Below are 18,655 nucleotides of genomic sequence, written 5' to 3'. Positions count from 1 at the left end.
ATGATGACCGAGAATCGCGTCGTTCAGGGGCGGATGGTCACGCCGAAGAAACTGGCGGAGATGATAGAGGGCGAGTCGGTGATGGAGGCCGAACGCATCGAGGACGCGGAGCGAGAGTGTCCGGAGTGCGGCGGTGACGTGCTGAAGGTCGGCTACATGCCGAGCGTGACGGCGTACGTCACCGGACACAAGTGTCAGGACTGCGATTGGCAGAAACGCGAGGAGTAGAAATCGAAATCCCTTTAGGTAGTTTCCACCTACGAAGGTTTGCGGGGTCGTGGCCAAGCCAGGGATGGCGACTGACTCCAGAGGCTACGCGCCCGGGACGAAACTCCAGACTGATATACCGAGCGAGTGACTGATCATCGCTCGCGTTGACGACCCTCTGGAGTTCCGAGGCGCACCGGAGATATCAGTCGATCGGGGGTTCAAATCCCTCCGACCCCATGCCATTATCGAATTATCCTTAATGCACATGAGGCGTTGGCTTCCTTATATACAATATCAGTATACTGAGGAACGACTTCATTCGATTGTCGAATGGACGCACTGCCGTCAAGCGATTAGTATTACGGTAGCTCCCTGAAAGTGAAAATTTTTCCATAATTATAATATAGTTGACGTAGACAAAAATCGGCGTAGTCACTATTCAAAAAAACACACAGAGCAAAATCACTCACTGGACGAGAACGCCGCCACGCCCTCAATCATCTCCAGTTTCTCTCTTCCAGCGAGAGCTATTCTCAGTGTATGTTAACCAACTAACTCGGCAGGTCAGTAACTGCAAGCCGGAAGAGGATTTTAGTAAGGCAAAAAGCTGGAAACCGTTCTCTGAATCATCCCGTTGGAGGAGGGCATTCTTGTCAGCGGAAGTGGAGATAGAGAGACAATTGGGGGATTATTCGACGATCAACTTTCCAGTCATCCCGGCGCTCTTGTGCGGTTGACAGTAGTACTCGTACATTCCAGGCGTGGCGAACGTGTGCGAGTACGTGTAGCCGGAGTCGTACCTCTTACTCGGCGCACCGGGCGTCCCTTTCCAATTGGCTTCATCAGGCTGACTCTCGGGGATGACGTTGTGGGTATTCGACTCCCAGACCCACGTGATAGTCGCCCCAGAGGAGATTCGAGCCCCTGCCGGATCGAATTGGAGCGTGCCATCCGGGCCAACAGTGACCGTTATCTCACTCTGCCCAGTTAGATCCCTGATTGTTTGGGGTTCGTTCGGCTGTATGTCCTCTACTTCTCCGGAGTCGGTGTGCGGTGCTGACTCTGACGTGGTGGTTTCACTTGGTGACTTCGTTACGATGACTGTCCCGGTCATTCCCGCCGCCAGATGGGGCTGACAGTAATACTCGTATGAGCCAAGGACGTCGAAGGTGTGCGTGAAGCTATACCCGGTTTCGTAGACTTTAGACTTCGGGCCGAGGGATCCGTCCCAGTTCGCGTCTGTCGGCTGGCTTCTCACGACAACGTTGTGGGAATCGGATTCCCAGATCCATTGGACGGTGGTCCCTGGCCGAACTTCAAGTTCGGGTGGTTCGAACGTGAAATTTCCTCCTGGGCCGACCTTGACGGTCATATCTGGTTCGGTAGTTGTTGTGGTGGTCGACGTCTCGTCATTTGTCCTGCCGGGATTTGCCGATGAGAGGCAGCCTGCGAGCGTTGCACCAGCGAGCGTTGCGCAAGTTACTGTGAGGAGTGTGCGGCGATCGGGATCGTGGTTCATGGGCGTAGTCCATTAATGACCAACATCTTTCTGGTAAAAAATACCGGTACCGATTCTCACTTCCTGAAAATCGTGTTCGTAGAAGCAAGTTCCATTATTTATTAGGTTTTTGACCACATCCATTATTTTCGGACTTCACTATCATCTCTAAACCCTGAACTCATCGCTGGTAAACGCCTGCCAGCCGGAGTGAAAGTAATTCACTCCCCTCTCGTTCTATATGTCTTTCTTGTACTTTTTTCGCCGAGCGGCCTCTTCTCGCTCGGTCATCACGTTATAGTACTTTTCCAGAATCTTCGTGGAGACATTTGCACGCTTACTCAACTCTTCTACCGGCCATTCATCCTTCATATGCTGCGTGATAGCGCCCCGACGCAGTGGATGTGGGCTAACTGACGTCGGACATTTCAGAGGTGTGTTATCACTTGCGCTGCTTTGCACTCGTGGATGTCGCGGTTGTGTGGACACGTACATGTGGAGCCACAGGGTCTCGTGAGTCCGTATATTTCTACTCGAAGCCAATTCACTGAGAGTCTGCCTTGTCGCGTTGTGAATAGCGGACGCCGTCCTACTCATCCTCAATGTCGTGGCGTTTCAGGTCGACGTAGTCTTCGAGTAAATCGGCTGTCTTCTTTCCAAGGTTTACGGTACGTTCCGCAGCGTAGCCGTTCTTCAATGGCGTCTCACTTTCTGGTCGATGGCGCACGTTTAGCTCCTGTTTTTAGCCGAGAAGTCGTCCACGTCCAGAGCGCGAACGGTTCCCATGCGCATACAGGTATACCATATCAGTTGGAAGACGCAGTGCTTCCGCTCGGCGTCTTCGTATTTGTAGAGATAGTCGAGAATGCTTTCTACGAGGTCTGGGTCAATCGAGGTATCATCCACGTCTTCGCCGTTCTCGACTACTGGGGTTTCTACTGCATCGACAAGCTCGCCGTCTACGAGACCGTTGTTGGCGCGGAACTTCATGAAGCCATGAATTATCGTGACGTTGTTCTTGTAGATCTGTATCGCAATATCGTCTTGTTGGCGGTGTCTGAGGAACTTGTTGATGGTATATGGGTTGAGGTCGTTGATGTAGGTGACGTCGTTTTCGTCTAACCACTGGAGTAGATGCGCAGTGGATAGCGGTCATTCCGCCATGTGCTCCTGCGTTGTTCGATTTTGCGTTTGTCGAGGTAGTCCTGCGGTGAGAACCGCGTAGCGCGTGCTCATCCACCGGTGAGCGGAAAACGAACTGTATCTAAACTATCCAAAATCAGGAGGTAGGAAACGATTGCTCTCTTAGTATCAGATTCAGACGGCGCATAACAAACGACGAGGCCGCCATATCTATCCCCGAGTGATCATCGATGACCCACCCGCGCGATTCACCGACCCGCCGTCGGCTGCTCGTACGTTCCGGCACGGCCCTCGCGGGAACGCTGCTCGCCGGATGTTCCAGTTTTCTGAGTAAGAATCGCAAGGAAGGGACGACGTCGACCACCGAAACCGTCGACCCCCGTCGGTTAACGCTGCGGAAACTGGGCCGATTACAGCCCTCCGCGCAGTCTTCCCCCGATGGCGGTTATTCGGAGGTGTCCGTTCGAGACGATGGCCGCTACGCAGTCGTCGGGACCAAATGGGGCGTCAATGGCACCTATCTGGTTGACCTCTCCGACCCGGCCGCCCCGAAACGAGTTCATTACCTCGGCAACTCGAACGACGCGCCGAACTTGGACGTCAAGTTCGACTCCCGAAACGGGCTGTACCATCGAGCGATAGAGAGGACGTGGGACGGAAACTTCGAGATTGTGGACTACGGCTACGCGTCGGGAACGCCGAACACTCCGAAAGTCGTCGGAAGAATCTCCGAGGGGAAATCGCACAACCTGACGCCCCACCCGACGAAGCCGGTTCTCTACGCGGTGAACTACGACTTGAAGACGAACGGATTTGACGTGTACGATGTTTCCGACCCCTCAACCCCGCGCAAACTCGGCCAGCACGGTCCGCAGGGAGCGTGTCACGACATCTCCGTCGACCCAGAGCGGGAGTTACTCTGTTCCGCGTTCCAGGCGGGGCGGTTCGTCGGATTCATCATCTACGACGTGAGCGACCCGCGAAATCCGGTCGAAGTCGGGCGCTTCGACTACGTGGAGCGAAAGTCGTACGACGGGACACGAGTCGGCGAGGAAGCGTTCGGGAGCGCGCACCACGGCCACTTCGATCCCCGACGCGAGCTACTCGTCATGGGAGACGAGCGACCGCAAGGCGTTCCAGGCGGAAAACACGTCTTCGACGTCGGGTGGAAGGACGGGTCGATTTCGAATCCCATCCCAGTCGGGTTTACCGTCTCGCCGAACGCAAAGCGCATGGCGGACGACTACGCCGAGCGATTCGACTGGACGGGCCATCACTTCAGCATCGTTCCGCAGGGGGACGCGACGCTCGTCGTCAGCGCCGACTGGCACGAAGGTGTCGTGATGTACGACATCACCGACCCGACGAGTCCACAGCCGATAGACCGGTATCCGACGGACGATGGTGCGAGCGCACTGACGCCGAACGAGAAGGTCGCACAACTCGGTCAACCGCCGATGGCGTGGAAGGCGGCGTACGACGCGACGCGCGAATTCGTCGTCGCGAGCGATACGTTCACCGGACTTTACACGTTCGAACTCGCGGGAACGTGACCGCTCTCTGTCGTGCGGCGTATTCCCTATCGACACGGTTATCGGACGCTATTCTTTCGTCGCTTCTTCCACTATTCCGATCTCCTCGTCGGTCAAGCCGTACAGTTCGTAGACGATTTCGTCGATGCGGTCGTCAGTTCGCTCGATTTTCTCGTCCAGTTCGTCGACCCGCTCTTTCGTCCGCACGTAGCTCTCCAGTCCATCTCGCACGTCGCCCACGTCGGGAAGGGTGAGTTTCTTCAGTCGGTCGAGTGGCGAGTTCGTCTTGGTAACTTTCTCGCGGAACGCAGCGAACCCACCGGCCTCGTCCACCGCCACGGGGACAAACGATTCGATAAGATCTGCCTCTACCTCGGCCAATTCCGTGATTCGAAGCGCGGGTACGATCTCCGTCTCAGTGTATCCGTACCGGTCGGTTTCGTGCTCGGCCGAATTCTCGGGTTTGTATCGCACCGTGAGTTCGATTTCGACCGTGGTGGTCGATTCGCGCTCGACAGCCACCCGCTCGATTTTGAGGTTGTTCTTTGTCTCCGTGGTCTCGTGGAGGATGGAGCCTCCGGAACCTTTCGGAGGTTGGGTCAGTCCGATATCGGTGATTGCGGGGCCGGTTACGCCGTCTTCGGTGCTGATTCCGAGATGGTCGAGGAGAGAGAGGGTGAGTGAGCTTCGCCTCTCGAGCAGGGTCTCCATTTCTCGAACGTTATAGGTTAACGAATTAGACCCTTGATAGCCGCTCGGAAGCGGGAATTCGATTGCATCTTGGATCAGTATCTTTTGGAACGTATCCTTATTTTCGTCCAAAAATCGCGTTCGGTGATAGAACGTCATGAGTTTCGAATCGAGTATTCCGACGAGGTTCCTCGCTCTCACCTCGCTCCCATCTTTCGGGAGCAGTACGAAGCCGACCTGCGCGTGGAACATCTCTTCGTCGAAATAGGCTGCATGGATTCCGCGCTCATCGCGTGACACGATTTGTCGAACGATACAGCGCGGTTCGGTGAAGAACCGTTTTTCACGGTGTGCGCCCAGCCAACCACCGTATCGTATCCACTCGCCGCCTTCCCAGGTCAACCGATATCTTCGGATTCCTTTGCCGGTCGTTATTCGATGATACCCCTCGGATTCCTTCCGGTCGGAATGAAATACTCGCTCGTCGATCTGCTCTTCGGTGTGGCCTCGATGTTTATCGTACGGTGTAAGACCTAAGCACGATTCGAACTGTTGTTCTATCCTTCCGCTTCCTTCCTCTATTTTCTGGACGACCTCCTTTTCCAAACGAGACGAGAAGACGTCGAATATCATCTCGCCGGTTCGTTTCCACCGCTCCACGTTACACTCACGAACGGTTCCCCCGTTTTCGGATATCACCGAAATATCGTCATCTCGCCGGTAAACTATCGCAGTGACGTCGTCGTTTTCGATGGACGTACCGCGCCGGGCGATCAGGATAGCCGTTTCCATGGTGACTCCCGAGAAAACACCATCGGGTAGTCTGACGATCGTATCGATTCCGTAGCTCGCCAAGACGTGCTTTCGGAGCCGAAGATACGAGCTTTGCGTCAGATACGAGTTGGGCGTGATGAATCCGAAGGTACCCCTTTCCACGAGCACCGACGATGCTTGTTCGACGAATGCGGCGTAAATATTCACGCGGTTGTAACTAGTTTCGAAGAAATCGAACAGCACTTCCGGTTTTTTCAAGCCTTTAACGTCCACCCACGGCGGATTTCCGATGACCGCATCGAACCCCGTTTCCTCCATCGATTTCCCGCCTTCGTCGAAGAACACTTCGGGGAACTCCAGTACCCAGTGGAAGAACCGTTCGTCGTCGGCCGTCGCCTGCGCTGTTCGGAACCAGTCGATCGCCTCGATTTCGGCCCAGTCGTCTTCGTCGTCGATGGCGCGGGCCATTCGCTCGTAGGCGTCTTCGGGCACGTCCAGATCGAATCGTTCCGCGGTGTGGACGTTCGCCATCCCGAAGAGTCGCTGGTAAAGGGGGTCGTCGCGGATTTCGTCGTAGATCTCCTCCATCGACTTGATGTCCGCGAGGGCTTCGTTGTCGATAGCGAGTAGGTCTCGCACCAACTCCATAACGTGCTCCAGAGCGCGCTGGCGTGCCCGTTTGAACACCTGGGCGAACGTCATCCGTGTCGTGTCATCGTCTCCGTCGTCATCGACGATTTCGCCGTCGTCACGCAGGACGTCGTTGACGTTCGATCCGACGAGGGAATTTCCGACCTTCAGGTGGTGGTCGAGGAAGGCGAGGGGTTGGTTCGTGGCGAAGGTTTCCAGCCACATCGAGAGTTTCGCCAGTTCGACCGCCATCCCGTTCAGGTCGACCCCGTAGATACACTCGCGGGAGATTTCGCGCCGAACTCGCTGTTCGTCGAAGAGGGTCGCGGTTTCCAACTCGCGGACGCGCTCCATCACCCGTTCGGCGAGGTAGCCGGTGGCTTTCGTGAGGAAGTGTCCGCTTCCCATCGCCGGGTCGAGCACCTTGAGGCTCGTAACGCGCTTCCAGAACGCGACGACGTACTCCTCCGTTCCCGGTTCGAGATCGGTTTCGCCGAGTTGGTCTTCGACATCCTTGACGAGTGGGTCGATCGTCTCTTCGACGATGTACGTCACCACGTAGTCGGGCGTGTAGTACGCTCCCGTGGCCTTTCGCTCGCCATCGTTGTTTACAACGTACAGGCTTCCCCGTTCGACCGTTTCGACGGCATCCGCCACGCTCACATCGGTTGTGCCTTTCCGGACTTGCCCCTCGCCCGCCGTGACTGCGCCGTATTGCGCCGGCGCGATGCGAAACTCGTATTCGAGCAGACCTTCGTAAATCGTTCCGAGATGTCGCGTGTCGAGGTCGGCGTAGTCGGCAGGAACGAAGTCATCCTTGGTTTGCGTGGTGGAAAGTCGGTAGATGACTTCGGCAAGATACCTGTCCGCGACCTCGTTTTGAGCGAGGAACTCGTGGTGGTCTTCGTCGAACAACCCGCCGTTGTAGGGTGGGATTCCGAGCGACTCCTTTCCGGTGTCGATGAGCGAGAAGAGATTTTGCAACTGACTCCACATCGACGTGGAGTACCTGCTGTACTCCCGTTCGAACGCGTTTTCCGACGGCGCGTTTCCGACTTCCTCCAGGATGCCGAGACGCAGTTGGTCGAGACCGAAGTTCTCCTCATACTCTCGTTGGCTGGATGGGTCGCCTGGGTTGACGAGGTGTCGAGACTCCGCGTAGAGGATGAACATGAGCCGGTACAGAAGCACGAGCGATTGTTCTTTTAACTCGTCCAGTCGCTCGTCGTCCCCCGGACCGATATCGAGGTCGTTGGTTTCGACGAACCCTTTCCCGAGCACTCGAAGCGCGATGAAGACGTTATCTTGGAGGTCTGCACCGAGTTCCTGTGTCGCGGTTTCGCTTTCGTTCCAAACTGTATCGAGAAACGTCGTGCCGTTCGATTCACGAAACGCCGAGAAGCGGAAGAAAACGTAGAAGTATTTGAAATCCTCGAAGCTACTGGATTCGAGCAGCTCGGGTAAATCCACTTCGTAGTAGGTCTCCGTTTCGTAGTCTTTGGTTCCATAAAGTCGCCACTTTCGCCCGTTCGTTAGGATTCCCCACTGGAGGTGCTCGGGCGTCCGTTCGAGGTAGTATTTCACCTGGTGGGACGCGTCTCGGTACGAACGCTGTTCGCGGAACGTCTCCGTGAAACATGCATCCCATCGTTTCGCTTCGAGCAGTGCGGATGCGAGATTGTACGTCGCCCCCGTCCGTCCCTCCATTCTCTCGAACGCGGCTTCGCGTCGCTTTTCAGTCGAATTGAAGAGCAGTCGGTCGGTATACCCACCACCACCTGGGAGCGTCGTTTCGGAGAGCTTTCCGAAGCCGAGCACGTCCACTACTTCGTCTATCCACGATTCGAGTAGCTCGTCTTCTTCGTACGACTCGACGAGGTTTTTCTCCGCGTTCCACAGCGTTCGAAGCCGCTCGAACACGTCTCGTACTTCTTCGTCACAGTCCCACGCATCCAAGCTGTCGACGCGTTCGTCGAGATAATGCCCCGAGAAGAGATTCGAATTGAGATATGGTTCCGTAGAGAAAGTCGCCTGACTCATGGTTGCTATCCCGTGGTGGGTTCCCGGAATGATATGAAAGTACGGGTCTAAGTCCGTCACTTACGGTATCCGTACCCGAAATACCTCACGGAAGTAGTGGATTCGACTATCGACGAAATATCCGACGTGGAGAATCCACCGCCGACGAAAAGACGCGGTAGAATCGCCCCACGAACCGGCAATCCGTACACCCATCGAAAATCAGACGCCCCACTCGCGTTCTGCCGGGGTGTTCGTCGCTGGGTCTCGTTTTATCCGCCTTCGATCTTCACCTGCCCCTTCATCGTCTGCGGATGGTACTCGCAGAAGTACCGGCTCATCTTCTTCGAGGCGGTGAACGTCACGGTCACTTTCTCGCCTTTCTTCTTCGCGTCGTCGCTCTTGACGAGTTTCTTGTCGCTCTCTTCGAGTTTCTCGTTGCTATCGTCGACGACGAGGAATTCGTGTTCCATCCCATCGAGGTTCTCCCACGTGAGCTTGTACTTCTGTCCCGCCTTCAGCGATAGCGTCGGATTCTTCTCGTCTGCGATGGACTGCGGTTTGCGACCGATCCAGCCGCTCTGTTTCGCGCCGAGGCGTATTTCCTCCCGGTCGCCGCTCGAACCGCCGGACGTGGTCGTGGTTCCGCCGTCTTCGGTTTCCGTCGTCGTTTCCGTACTCGTCGTTCCCGAGTCGCCGCCGCCTCCGCCCGTACACCCCGCGAGCAACGTCGTGGCGAGGGCGCTTCCGGAGAGGCGGAGAACCGAGCGTCGAGACGGGTAGTTGGTGTCGGTCATCCTTCGGTCGGTAGTTTTCCGCCGATTTCCAGAAAAAGTATTGGCCGTCCAACTGATGTGTGAACTGAACACGAAGTTCGCCGGAAAGAACACGGGTGGGTGGCGGAAGAGAGTGCGTCGGGAAGGAGGGAAGCATATCACGCGGCTATGGCCGAATCAGCTACCGAACTGGGTCTCCGGCGGGCGAGGTGTGCTACTCTTTCACGACGACCTTCCCGCTCGCGTCGACGCTCACCTCGTATACGTCATAGTGGAATGTGAGGGAGACGTTGTCTCGTGCCTCGCCGTACCGGCGGGTACGGAAGAGTGCCTCGACCGCGTCGCAGTTGACCACCGCGTGAAGCGGCGTCATCTCGTTCGGAGAGGCGTTCATGACCTCCGCGAGTGCGCGGATGATGCCCGCACACGCGTGTCCGCCGGCCATCTCGCGCTCAATGTCGAATACGTACGTCGACGTTGCTTCGGTCGAATCGTCACTAACGGTCTCTATCTCGATATCCATGTCGAAATCCCTGGAGTTGTCTGAGTCGCGCACGGTGTGCTACTTCGGTCTCAGGGGGTGACGAACATATAGCTATCGGCAAGTTTCGGGAATCCACCAACGACCGGTACGATAGCAAAATACCACCGGGTGGAACCCCGAGATGGAAGCCTACTATGCTGTCTCGGACGTAATCGTTCAGCCGTCGTTCGACGTGGATCTCGTCGAAGTGACCGAATCCGAAGACTCCTGCTCGACGAGTTCGACCCGCCCGTCGCTGTAGACGATGACCTCGCGTCGCCCGTAGTCGAACGCGACGTGGCCCCTCGCACGAGCGTTTCCGTTCTGCGTTTCCTCGAACAGTGAGTCGAGCGCGTCCGGATCGATGATGTCGTAGAGAACCGGTCTGATTTCCGTCGGATCGGTTTCTTCGTACTCAGCGATGGCGCGAACGACCCGAAGACTAAGCCGTTCGTCACCGCTAGAGTCGCGGTCGTCGGAAGTGCCCATCTTGCCCGGCGCTACCGCATATCCATCAATAAATATAGCGAAATATGCCGCAAACGGAACCGTACCATCTATTTATCGATTCCTGCCGCGGCAATCTACTGCGGGTATCGCTCCATAGACCTGTTCACTTTCGCCCTGCTTTGCACAAGTTAATCCCGCTGGCGGTCGAACGGTTCGCCGATGTCGAATCGCGGAGGACGCTTGCCCGGCGACGAAGACGAACGTAAGGATCGCATCGTCCTCCACGTGGATATGGACTGCTTTTACGCGTCCTGCGAACGCCTCCGCGACCCCGACCTCGAAGGTGAACCGGTCGTCGTCGGCATGGGATACGAGGAAGACGAACCGCACGGTGCGGTCGCCACTGCGAGCTACGAAGCCCGCGAATACGGCGTCGAGAGCGCACAAGCCATCAGCACGGCGCTCGAACGTCTCCCCCGAAAAGCTACCGACGACCCCGACGGCGAACCGGATGAGGACGACGACGACTCCGACGAGGCGGGCTACTACCGCCCCGTGGATATGGGGTTCTACAAATCGGTCAGCGACGACGTGCGGGCTATCCTCCACGACTGCGCGGAGACGGTGCGCGAGGTGAGCATCGACGAGGCGTACCTCGACGTGACCGGCCGAACCGCGTGGAAAGTCGCCGAGGGGTTCGCTCGTCACGTTAAGAATCGAATCGAACGCGAAGTCGGCGTCACCGCGAGCGTCGGCGTCGCTCCGAATATGAGCGCGGCGAAGATAGCCAGCGACCACGACAAGCCGGACGGACTAGTCGTGGTCGAACCCGGCACTGTCCGAGAGTTTCTGGCCCCGCTCGACGTGGCGGAACTCCACGGGGTCGGCCCGGTCACCGCCCGCGAACTCCGGGAGATGGACATCGAGACAGCGGGCGACCTCGCGGACGCCGATCCGCACGGTCTCGCGGAGCGATTCGGCGAACGGGGACGCGAACTCCACCGGCGAGCACGCGGCGACGACGACCGGACGGTGACGCCGATCGGTCGTCCGAAGAGCCTCTCGCGCGAGTCGGCGTTCACGGGTGCGACGAGCGACGCGGAGGAAAAGCGGTTGCGCGTCTCGACGCTGGCGACCGCGGTCGCCGAGCGCGCCCGCGACCGAGACGCGATGTACCGCACCATCGGCGTAAAAGTCGTGACGCCCCCGTTCGACGTGTACACTCGCGAGCGGTCGTTGCCCGGGCCGGTGGACGACCCCGAACTGGTCGAAGAGGTCGCGCTCGACTTGCTCGCCGAGTTCGAGGACGACAGAGTACGGAAGGTCGGCGTGCGCGTCTCGAACCTTCAGTTCACCGAGAACGACCAGACCAGCCTCGACGGCTTCGACGCGCCGGAGTCAGCAGGAGAGCGCGAGCGAGAAGGAGAAGGAGAGGATGCGCCGGACGACCGAAGCGAGACGGGAGATACCGACAGGGGTGGCGAGAGGGACGGCGAGTGGAGTCGCTCCGGGCAGGTGTCGCTTTCGGACTTCTGATTACCGTCGCCCGCGTAGGCCGCGGTATGAACAAGCTGGCACCGGCGGGCGAGGGTCGCTGGCACCTGCCGCAGCACGCCCACATCATCGTCTACGAGGCGGAACGAGGCGACGAACTCCTCACCATCTACGACTGCGGGGCTGCGCAGAAACCGCCGTCGGCGCAGGTCATCGGGAGCCTCGTTCGCGTCCGGGCGGCGCACGAACTCGACCGCACCGTCACGGGCTACGTCGTCCGGATGCGGGAACGGTCGGTGCTCGAAGCGCAGCACGACGACCACTTCGTCATCGTTTCCGCTTAGAGCGGTTCGACGAGGCTCTCCAGCGCCGCCGTCGGGTCGTCGGCCTTCGCCACGCCGCTCGCCAGCAGGACGCCCTCCGCGCCGAGTTCTCGCGCCGCGACGAGGTCTTCCCCGGAGGAGATACCCGCGCCGCAGAAGACGCTCACGTCCTCGTCCACCGCCTCCGCCGCCGCCACCGCGTCGGTGACGATATCCGGATCGGCCTTGCTGACGGGCGTGCCGCTCCCGATGAGTTCCGGCGGTTCGACCGCGACAGCGTCAGGGCCGAGGGCGGCGACCGCGCCGACCTGGTCGGGATTGTTCGCGCAGACGGTCGTATCGAGTCCGACGCGCGCCACGGCGTCCAGCCCGGTGTCGATGTCCGCGAGTTTGAGCCTGCGCTCGGAGTGGTTGAGCAGGGTGCCGGTCGCGCCCGCGTCCGCGACCGCCTCTGCGAGGGTGCTTCCGGTGTGGCTCCCGTGTTCGACGGGACTGACGTGCTGGCCCCACGTCTCGACGCCGATCTCCGCGACCCGCGAGAGGTGGGCCGCCTGCGGTGCCACCGCGATGGTGACGCCGCGCTTTTCGCTCACGTCGCGGGCAGCCTCCGCTATCTCGATTGGGTCGCAGGGGTAGGCTTTCAGATTGACGAGTACGAACATACCTGGAGCGACTGTCGGCGCGCCCAAATAGGTTGCGAGAGAGCGACGGGCAAGGGATATTCGTCAGGTGGTTTCAGGGAACGGAAGTTTACTTGCGCCTCGTCACCGGTGCGGAAGGCGTTACCCGCTCGGCCGATGAACGATATTACTCGTCGTGTTCGTCGTCCCCGGGTTCGCTCGTTTCGTCTGCTTCGGTTCCGTCGGTTTCGTGCTCGCCCGATGGTATCCTCTCCGACGCGCTCGGTACTGTCGGTACACTTGTTCTCCCCGACCATCGCCGCCAGAGTGCGAACGCTCCGCCGACGGGAATCCCGAGGACGACGAGGTATGGCAGGACGTACACCGCGCCGACGACTATCGCTCGGAGCATGACGAGCGCACCGTCGACCGAATCGAGGAAGGCGGCCAGAACGCCCGTGTCGTACCACGACTTCTCGTCACCCGTCCTCGTCGTCGCGTCGGGTCGCGGTTCCTGCATCGTCACGGTGACGGTCGAGTAGGCGACGCGCTTTTGGAGCGACTGCTGTCTTGCTTCCAGTCGCTCGATTTCGGACTGCACCTCCGAGAGGCGCTTTTGCACGGCGAGCACGGCCTCGGTGTCGTTGGCGTTCTGGTAGAGTTCGCGGAGCTTCTCGCGCTGCGACCGAAGATTCGTCAAGCGCGCATCGAGGTCGACGAGTTGGTCGGTCACGTCCTGCGTCCCGGTGCTCGACTCCTCCACTTCTCCCTCCTGTTTCGCCCGCTCGAAGAACGCGGAGAAGTTCCCCTTCGGAATCCGGAAGACGACGCGCCCGGCGGTCCACGTCTCGTTCCCTCGGCGGTGAACGCGCCGGTTCGAGTCGCTGACGAACCCGCCCTGTGCGCGCGCCGTCTCGGTAAGATTCCGGCTCGATCTGTCGAAATTCTCGACGTTCAGCGTGACGTTCCCGGTTCGGATGAGCGCCCGTTGTTGGACGACGAGCGCCGAACGCTGTGACCCCGTGGCTGCCGAATCGCCGTTCGACTTCGAACCACCGTCAGCAACCGTGTTCGCTGCGTTGTCCGCATTATTATTTCCACCCGACCCGGCGCATCCGGCGAGGGTCACGAGGACGACCAGCGAGAGGGCGAGCAGTCGTCGCCTGCGTGCTGTCATGCATCTCACTGGTCATTCGAATAACAAAGGTGTTGGGTAGAGTGAAACACCTGTTTCACTCACTTCCGATTCCGGTCTCGTTTTCAGCCCGCTTGCGCACCGCAAGAGCTAGCTTCTCCGAAGGTTCGGTTCTGCGCTTTCGTTCACTCGAACTCCGGCAGCACCTCGTTCTCGTAGAAATCGAAGAAGGACTCCTGATCCGGGCCGATCTGGTGGACGTACACGTGGTCGTAGCCCGCGTCGAAGAACTGCCGTAGGTTCTCGACGTGGGTGTCCGGGTCGGGGTCGGTCACGACGCTCCCCTCGGCGATATCCTCCCGGGTGACCATCTGGCTGGCCTGCTCGAAGTGCGTCGGGGTGGCGAGTTGGGAAGCAAGTTCGCCCGGAAGCGACGTGTTCGGCCAGTGTTCCAGCGCCGTGTCGATGGCCTCATCCTCGTCTTCGGCGTAGCAGATGGACATCTGGCTGTACTTCGGCCCCTCGCCGCCGGCCTCGTCGAAGGTCTCGACCACGTCCTGCGGTCCGACGCTCCAGAACCCATCGCCCAGTTCCGCGGCGGCCTTCGCCGCTCGCTCGCCGTAGGCCGAGACGATGATCTCCGGCGGTTCCTCCGGCAGCGTGTAGAGCCGCGCGTTCTCGACGGTGAAGTGGTCGCCGTAGTAGCTCTGCTGGCCGCCCTGCCACAGTTTTTGGATGATTTCGACCGCCTCTTCGAGCATCTCCATCCGGATCGGATGCTCGGGCCAGTGCTCGCCGACGACGTGCTCGTTCAGTCGTTCGCCAGTCCCGACGCCGAGGAAGAAGTCTCCCTCGAACATCGCCGCGGCGGTCGCGGCGGCCTGCGCGACGATGGCCGGATGGTATCGCATGATGGGACAGTTCACGCCGATCCCCACCGGGAGGTCGTCGGTGGCGTGCGCGACGCCTCCGAGCGTCGACCAGACGAACGGACTGTGTCCCTGCTGACTTATCCACGGGTGGTAGTGGTCGGAGATGGACGCGAAGTCGAAGCCCACCTCCTCGGCCCGCGCGGCGTGCTGGACGAGCTCGTTCGGATGGTGCTCCTCGCTCGACAGCGTGTAGCCGATCTGCGTCATCGTCCCCTCCGTCGAGTGGTTTCGAAAGCCATGACGGAGGCGCTACATCGGTCGTCGGCATGAAGCCTCCGGCCGAAAAGAATGGCGGCCTGACGGGTCGTGGATTCGCGAATCCGTCGGTTCGAGCGGTCAGTGTCGCGGGCCTTGCCGTCGCTCCTGCTGTTCTTGGAGGCGCTCGCCTTGGTGTTCCTGTTGTTCTCGTGCCTGGGACGATTGGAACTGCTGACTCTGTTGCTGACCCTGCTGTTCCCGTTCCTCTCGTCGTTGCCCGTAGCGTCGCTCCTGTTGTCGTCTCTGTCGGCGATTCTCGCGGCTCTGTTGCCCTTCGCGCATCGCGGTCTGTTGGACGGGACTGTACTGGCCCTCGGAGCTTCCGCCGTACTGGTTCTGCTCCTGCTGCTGTGACCGTTCTCCCTCTCGTTGGGATTGCTGTCCGTAACGACGTCGTCGCCCCTGTCGGTTTTGCCGTCCGCCCTGCTGCCTACGTTCCTGCCCCTGTTGCCCGTGTTCCTGTCCCTGTTGGCCGCGTTGCTGGCCGTGTCGTTGTTCTTCTCCTCGTTGCTGGCCGTAGCGTCGCCGCTGTTGTCGCCGTCTTCGCTGTTCCTGCCGGTTCTCTCGTCCTTCCTGACTCTGCGATTGCTCCTGCTCGCGCCGTCGTGGGCCGCCGTAGCGTTGCATCCGCGATTCGTCTTCGCCACCGCGACGCGACTGGTCGTGGTGATGGTGTGTCATCGTTTAACCCCCATCGTGGGGTCGCCATCGGATTCCTTAATCGTGCTGGCTCGGGTGGCCACGCTTAAGAGCGGCCGGTGATTCCGTCCCGACATGGAACCACGAGACCTCTCCGCGCAGGTCGCGTATCAGGCCGGACGGGGCATCGAGGAGGTCGCTCGAGAGCACGGAATCGACCCCGGCGACCTCGTGAAACTCGCGTCGAACGAGAACCCTTTCGGCCCGAGTCCGGCGGCGGTGGACGCCATCCGAGAGGCGGCGGGGAACGCCAGTTCCTACCCGAAGGCGTCGCACACCGACCTCACCGCCGAACTCGCCGAGCGGTGGAACGTCAAACCGGCGCAGGTGTGGCTGGCGAACGGCGGCGACGGCGCGCTCGACTATCTCGCCCGGGCCATGCTCGACCCCGGCGATACGGTGCTCGTGCCGAAGCCCGGTTTCGCTTACTACGGGATGAGCGCGCGCTATCACCACGGCGAAGTCCGCGAGTATCCCCTCTCCAAGGACGACGGGTTCGCGCTCGCCGCCGACACCGTGCTGTCCGAGTACGACGGCGAGCGAATCGTCTACCTCACCAGCCCGCACAACCCCTCCGGCGGACGATTCTCGCTGGACGCGGTGGAAGCGATAGCGAACGAAACCGACGACTGGACTCTCGTGCTCGTGGACGAAGCCTACGGCGAGTACGCCGACGCGCCGAGCGCCATTTCCCTCCTCGACGACCGCGACGACGTGGCCGTCCTCCGAACGTTCTCCAAGGCGTTCGGACTGGCCGGCGTCCGACTCGGGTACGCCGTCGTGCCCGACGACTGGGCCGACGCCTACGCCCGCGTGAACACGCCGTTCGCCGCGAGCGAACTCGCGTGCCGGGGCGGCCTCGCCGCGCTCTCGGACGACGAGCACGTCGAGAAATCGGTCGAGACAACGCGCTGGGCGCGCGAGTACATCTACGACCATCTCGACGCCCCGACGTGGGAGAGTCACGGAAACTTCGTGCTCGCGGAGGTCGGTGCCGCGAGCGCGGTTACGGCGGCGGTACAAGAGCGAGGCGTCATCCTACGCGATTGCACGAGTTTCGGTCTGCCCGACTGCGTGCGTCTCACCTGCGGGACGAGGGACGAGACGCGACGCGCGGTCAGCGAACTCAACGAGGTGTTGGCGGAGTGAAGGTCGCCGTCACTGGGACGCCCGGCACCGGCAAGACGACGGCGACCGAACTGGTCGACTCCGACCTCGCGGTCGTCCACCTGAACGACGTGATTCGGGAGGAGGGACTGAACGAGGGCACGGACGAGGAGCGGGACAGCCTCCTCGCCGATTTCGACGCGATTCGGGAGTGGCTGGCCGAACGGGGCGACGACCTGCTCCTCGATTCGCACCTTGCCCACCACTTCGACGCGGACAGGGTGGTCGTTCTGCGGTGTCACCCCGAGCGATTGCGCGAGCGACTGGTCGAACGCGGGGAGTCCGAGTCGAAAGCGGAAGAAAATGCAGAAAGCGAAGCTCTCGACGTGATTCTCTCCGAGGCGGTCGCGGAGCACGGCGTCGATTCCGTCTACGAGATCGACACGACCGACCGAACCCCGGAAGCCGTAGCGGGCGACATCGAAGCGGTTATCCGGGGCGAGCGCGCGCCTTCCGCCGGAACCGTCGACTATCTGGAGTACCTATGACGCTCGACCAACTTCGCCCCGTCGCAAACCGCGCGCTCCGTCCGTTCGTCTCGGCGTCGGTGCGACTCGGCCTGACCCCGGATGCCGTGAGCGTCGTCGCGTTCGCACTGGCCGGAGGCGCGGGGTGGGCATTCTACCTCGGAGCCGACGCCCAACTCTGGTATCTGGTCGGCGCGGTGCTTGTCTTCCTGAACGGGTGGCTCGACCTGCTCGACGGGGCGCTGGCGCGCGAACTCGGAACCGACTCCGCGGCGGGCGACCTGTTGGACCACGTGCTCGACCGCTACGCCGACATCGTGCTCATCGTCGGTCTCGCGGCAGGGCTCGGTCAGTTCGCGCTCGGACTGGCGGCGGTGACGGGCGTGCTGATGACCTCCTACCTCGGCACGCAGGCGCAAGCGGTCGGCTTAGACCGCGTCTACGGTGGTCTGCTCGGGCGGGCGGATAGGCTGGCGCTCATCGGCGTCGTCACCAGTCTCGCGGCCTTTGCGGAATCGGTGGGCGGTTATCCCTTGGTCACGCTTTTGCTCGTTCTGTTCGCCGTCATCGGGCACACGACGGCGCTTCAGCGGTTCTACTACTCGTGGCGCGCGCTGGCGTGACGCGGCGTGCGATTTATCAGTCGAGGGGGTAAACCATAATACATGGTTCAGTGTGAGATGTGCGGTGCCGAGACGACCTCACCGAAGACTATCAAAGTCGAAGGCGCCGAGCTTGACGTGTGTGACAACTGCGCCGACTTCGGCACGGAGGTCAAAACCCAGCAGTCGTCGTCCACGTCGACGAAGTACTCGACCTCCTCGTCCTCCGGCAAGTCGAAGGCGAGTTCGGGCAGTTCGGGGTCGTCGGGAACGTCGCGCCAGCGACGCTCGGACATGTTCGACGACATGGACGAAATCGCGCAGGACTACGACGACCGCATCCGCAACGCGCGCGAGGCGGACGGACTGAGTCAGGAAGACCTCGCCAAGGAACTCAACGAGAAAGCGAGCCTCATCCGCAAACTCGAGCGCGGCGATACCCTACCGAGCGACAGCGTCCAGAAGAAACTGGAGCGAAAACTCGACATCAGCCTCACCGCCGGAAGTAGCGGAGCCGAGGACGAAGAGTGGAGCGGCGGCAGTTCGACGAGCGGCACCACCCTCGGCGATGTCGTCAAGCGCAAGGACTGACGGCGATTTCGAAACTGCTTCACGACGATCGTGAACCTGTTCTCTCGGACGAGCGGTAGTGACCGCCATCGCAAGACACAACAGACCGCCAGATTTCGTCCGCTCGTCACCCGCGTGGCATT

The 18,655-nt window shown here is 60.3% G+C and carries 19 protein-coding genes and 1 tRNA gene; 10 read left to right on the top strand and 10 right to left on the bottom strand.

Going from position 1 to position 18,655, the window contains the following annotated elements:
* Window positions 1-3 precede the first annotated feature (3 nt).
* The gene (locus LIW51_RS08995) at window positions 4-228 is read left to right on the top strand and encodes a DUF5795 family protein (protein WP_227373707.1); all 225 of its coding nucleotides are present in this window, start codon (window positions 4-6) and stop codon (window positions 226-228) included.
* 43 nt (window positions 229-271) lie between these two features.
* Window positions 272-447, top strand: a tRNA-Trp gene (locus tag LIW51_RS08990).
* A gap of 451 nt (window positions 448-898) precedes the next feature.
* On the opposite strand, the gene LIW51_RS08985 is transcribed toward LIW51_RS08990, so the two are convergent.
* Together LIW51_RS08985 and LIW51_RS08980 are read right to left on the bottom strand one after the other, a co-directional pair.
* Window positions 899-1,729, bottom strand: a complete 831-nt coding sequence (locus tag LIW51_RS08985; protein ID WP_227373706.1) for a plastocyanin/azurin family copper-binding protein — start codon at window positions 1,727-1,729, stop codon at window positions 899-901.
* Between the two features lie 568 nt (window positions 1,730-2,297).
* Window positions 2,298-2,435, bottom strand: coding sequence for a hypothetical protein (locus tag LIW51_RS08980; protein WP_227373705.1), 138 nt, complete (start codon window positions 2,433-2,435; stop codon window positions 2,298-2,300).
* An 83-nt stretch (window positions 2,436-2,518) separates the two neighbouring features.
* Here LIW51_RS08980 and LIW51_RS08975 point away from each other — a divergent pair, with 83 nt between their 5' ends.
* A complete protein-coding gene (locus tag LIW51_RS08975; RefSeq protein ID WP_227373703.1) occupies window positions 2,519-2,830 on the top strand; it encodes a hypothetical protein in 312 nt (103 codons plus the stop codon).
* Window positions 2,831-3,081: 251 nt separating this feature from the next.
* Complete coding sequence (locus tag LIW51_RS08970; RefSeq protein ID WP_227373702.1) at window positions 3,082-4,404, top strand: LVIVD repeat-containing protein; 1,323 nt, start codon at window positions 3,082-3,084, stop codon at window positions 4,402-4,404.
* A gap of 48 nt (window positions 4,405-4,452) precedes the next feature.
* Here LIW51_RS08970 and LIW51_RS08965 read toward each other — a convergent pair whose 3' ends face one another.
* The 4 genes from LIW51_RS08965 to LIW51_RS08950 all read right to left on the bottom strand — a co-directional run bounded on the left by LIW51_RS08965 (window position 4,453) and on the right by LIW51_RS08950 (window position 10,284).
* On the bottom strand, window positions 4,453-8,517 hold the full coding sequence (locus tag LIW51_RS08965) for an Eco57I restriction-modification methylase domain-containing protein (protein ID WP_227373700.1): 4,065 nt from the start codon (window positions 8,515-8,517) through the stop codon (window positions 4,453-4,455).
* Window positions 8,518-8,768: 251 nt separating this feature from the next.
* Window positions 8,769-9,293 carry a plastocyanin/azurin family copper-binding protein gene (locus tag LIW51_RS08960; protein WP_227373698.1) on the bottom strand — a complete coding sequence of 175 codons (525 nt, stop codon included), beginning with the start codon at window positions 9,291-9,293 and terminating at the stop codon, window positions 8,769-8,771.
* Between the two features lie 193 nt (window positions 9,294-9,486).
* Window positions 9,487-9,828: a HalOD1 output domain-containing protein gene (locus LIW51_RS08955; RefSeq protein ID WP_227373696.1), complete on the bottom strand. Its 342-nt coding sequence runs from the start codon at window positions 9,826-9,828 to the stop codon at window positions 9,487-9,489.
* A gap of 144 nt (window positions 9,829-9,972) precedes the next feature.
* Window positions 9,973-10,284 carry a HalOD1 output domain-containing protein gene (locus tag LIW51_RS08950; protein WP_227373694.1) on the bottom strand — a complete coding sequence of 104 codons (312 nt, stop codon included), beginning with the start codon at window positions 10,282-10,284 and terminating at the stop codon, window positions 9,973-9,975.
* A 180-nt stretch (window positions 10,285-10,464) separates the two neighbouring features.
* On the opposite strand from LIW51_RS08950, the gene LIW51_RS08945 reads away from it, so the two are divergent.
* Window positions 10,465-11,781, top strand: coding sequence for a DNA polymerase Y family protein (locus LIW51_RS08945; RefSeq protein ID WP_227373693.1), 1,317 nt, complete (start codon window positions 10,465-10,467; stop codon window positions 11,779-11,781).
* Between the two features lie 26 nt (window positions 11,782-11,807).
* The gene (locus LIW51_RS08940) at window positions 11,808-12,083 is read left to right on the top strand and encodes a hypothetical protein (protein ID WP_227373691.1); all 276 of its coding nucleotides are present in this window, start codon (window positions 11,808-11,810) and stop codon (window positions 12,081-12,083) included.
* Here the strand turns inward: LIW51_RS08940 and tpiA are convergent.
* The 4 genes from tpiA to LIW51_RS08920 all read right to left on the bottom strand — a co-directional run bounded on the left by tpiA (window position 12,080) and on the right by LIW51_RS08920 (window position 15,688).
* Complete coding sequence (gene tpiA, locus LIW51_RS08935; protein ID WP_227373689.1) at window positions 12,080-12,724, bottom strand: triose-phosphate isomerase; 645 nt, start codon at window positions 12,722-12,724, stop codon at window positions 12,080-12,082. The genes LIW51_RS08940 and tpiA overlap by 4 nt on opposite strands.
* A gap of 145 nt (window positions 12,725-12,869) precedes the next feature.
* Complete coding sequence (locus LIW51_RS08930) at window positions 12,870-13,859, bottom strand: DUF4349 domain-containing protein (RefSeq protein ID WP_227373687.1); 990 nt, start codon at window positions 13,857-13,859, stop codon at window positions 12,870-12,872.
* A gap of 143 nt (window positions 13,860-14,002) precedes the next feature.
* Entirely contained in the window at window positions 14,003-14,956 is a 954-nt protein-coding gene (locus LIW51_RS08925) for a TIGR03557 family F420-dependent LLM class oxidoreductase (protein ID WP_227373686.1), read from the bottom strand.
* 129 nt (window positions 14,957-15,085) lie between these two features.
* Entirely contained in the window at window positions 15,086-15,688 is a 603-nt protein-coding gene (locus tag LIW51_RS08920; protein ID WP_227373684.1) for a hypothetical protein, read from the bottom strand.
* A 93-nt stretch (window positions 15,689-15,781) separates the two neighbouring features.
* On the opposite strand from LIW51_RS08920, the gene hisC reads away from it, so the two are divergent.
* Genes hisC through LIW51_RS08900 form a run of 4 tightly spaced genes read left to right on the top strand, consistent with a single transcriptional unit; the run spans window position 15,782 to window position 18,533 of the window.
* Complete coding sequence (gene hisC, locus LIW51_RS08915; protein WP_227373683.1) at window positions 15,782-16,855, top strand: histidinol-phosphate transaminase; 1,074 nt, start codon at window positions 15,782-15,784, stop codon at window positions 16,853-16,855.
* The gene (locus LIW51_RS08910) at window positions 16,852-17,361 is read left to right on the top strand and encodes an adenylate kinase family protein (protein WP_227373681.1); all 510 of its coding nucleotides are present in this window, start codon (window positions 16,852-16,854) and stop codon (window positions 17,359-17,361) included. The genes hisC and LIW51_RS08910 overlap by 4 nt, the downstream gene beginning before the upstream one ends.
* Window positions 17,358-17,963 carry a CDP-alcohol phosphatidyltransferase family protein gene (locus LIW51_RS08905; protein ID WP_227373680.1) on the top strand — a complete coding sequence of 202 codons (606 nt, stop codon included), beginning with the start codon at window positions 17,358-17,360 and terminating at the stop codon, window positions 17,961-17,963. Before LIW51_RS08910 ends, LIW51_RS08905 begins: the two co-directional genes overlap by 4 nt.
* A 42-nt stretch (window positions 17,964-18,005) precedes the next feature.
* Window positions 18,006-18,533, top strand: coding sequence for a multiprotein bridging factor aMBF1 (locus tag LIW51_RS08900; protein ID WP_227373679.1), 528 nt, complete (start codon window positions 18,006-18,008; stop codon window positions 18,531-18,533).
* The last annotated feature ends 122 nt before the right edge of the window (window positions 18,534-18,655 follow it).

Source organism: Haladaptatus halobius, assembly GCF_020618475.1.
Taxonomy (GTDB): domain Archaea; phylum Halobacteriota; class Halobacteria; order Halobacteriales; family Haladaptataceae; genus Haladaptatus; species Haladaptatus halobius.
Note: the sequence above shows the minus strand (reverse complement) of the source record. Positions and strands in the feature narration are given on the sequence as shown.

What these genes read in the sequence shown, in the direction of transcription:
- LIW51_RS08985 (WP_227373706.1), bottom strand. Translation starts at nt 1,729, where the DNA reads ATGAACCACGATCCCGATCGCCGCACACTCCTCACAGTAACTTGCGCA.
- LIW51_RS08965 (WP_227373700.1), bottom strand. Translation starts at nt 8,517, where the DNA reads ATGAGTCAGGCGACTTTCTCTACGGAACCATATCTCAATTCGAATCTC.
- LIW51_RS08940 (WP_227373691.1), top strand. Translation starts at nt 11,808, where the DNA reads ATGAACAAGCTGGCACCGGCGGGCGAGGGTCGCTGGCACCTGCCGCAG.
- LIW51_RS08945 (WP_227373693.1), top strand. Translation starts at nt 10,465, where the DNA reads ATGTCGAATCGCGGAGGACGCTTGCCCGGCGACGAAGACGAACGTAAG.
- LIW51_RS08900 (WP_227373679.1), top strand. Translation starts at nt 18,006, where the DNA reads ATGGTTCAGTGTGAGATGTGCGGTGCCGAGACGACCTCACCGAAGACT.
- LIW51_RS08930 (WP_227373687.1), bottom strand. Translation starts at nt 13,859, where the DNA reads ATGACAGCACGCAGGCGACGACTGCTCGCCCTCTCGCTGGTCGTCCTC.
- hisC (WP_227373683.1), top strand. Translation starts at nt 15,782, where the DNA reads ATGGAACCACGAGACCTCTCCGCGCAGGTCGCGTATCAGGCCGGACGG.
- tpiA (WP_227373689.1), bottom strand. Translation starts at nt 12,724, where the DNA reads ATGTTCGTACTCGTCAATCTGAAAGCCTACCCCTGCGACCCAATCGAG.
- LIW51_RS08950 (WP_227373694.1), bottom strand. Translation starts at nt 10,284, where the DNA reads ATGGGCACTTCCGACGACCGCGACTCTAGCGGTGACGAACGGCTTAGT.
- LIW51_RS08960 (WP_227373698.1), bottom strand. Translation starts at nt 9,293, where the DNA reads ATGACCGACACCAACTACCCGTCTCGACGCTCGGTTCTCCGCCTCTCC.
- LIW51_RS08905 (WP_227373680.1), top strand. Translation starts at nt 17,358, where the DNA reads ATGACGCTCGACCAACTTCGCCCCGTCGCAAACCGCGCGCTCCGTCCG.
- LIW51_RS08925 (WP_227373686.1), bottom strand. Translation starts at nt 14,956, where the DNA reads ATGACGCAGATCGGCTACACGCTGTCGAGCGAGGAGCACCATCCGAAC.
- LIW51_RS08920 (WP_227373684.1), bottom strand. Translation starts at nt 15,688, where the DNA reads ATGACACACCATCACCACGACCAGTCGCGTCGCGGTGGCGAAGACGAA.
- LIW51_RS08995 (WP_227373707.1), top strand. Translation starts at nt 4, where the DNA reads ATGACCGAGAATCGCGTCGTTCAGGGGCGGATGGTCACGCCGAAGAAA.
- LIW51_RS08970 (WP_227373702.1), top strand. Translation starts at nt 3,082, where the DNA reads ATGACCCACCCGCGCGATTCACCGACCCGCCGTCGGCTGCTCGTACGT.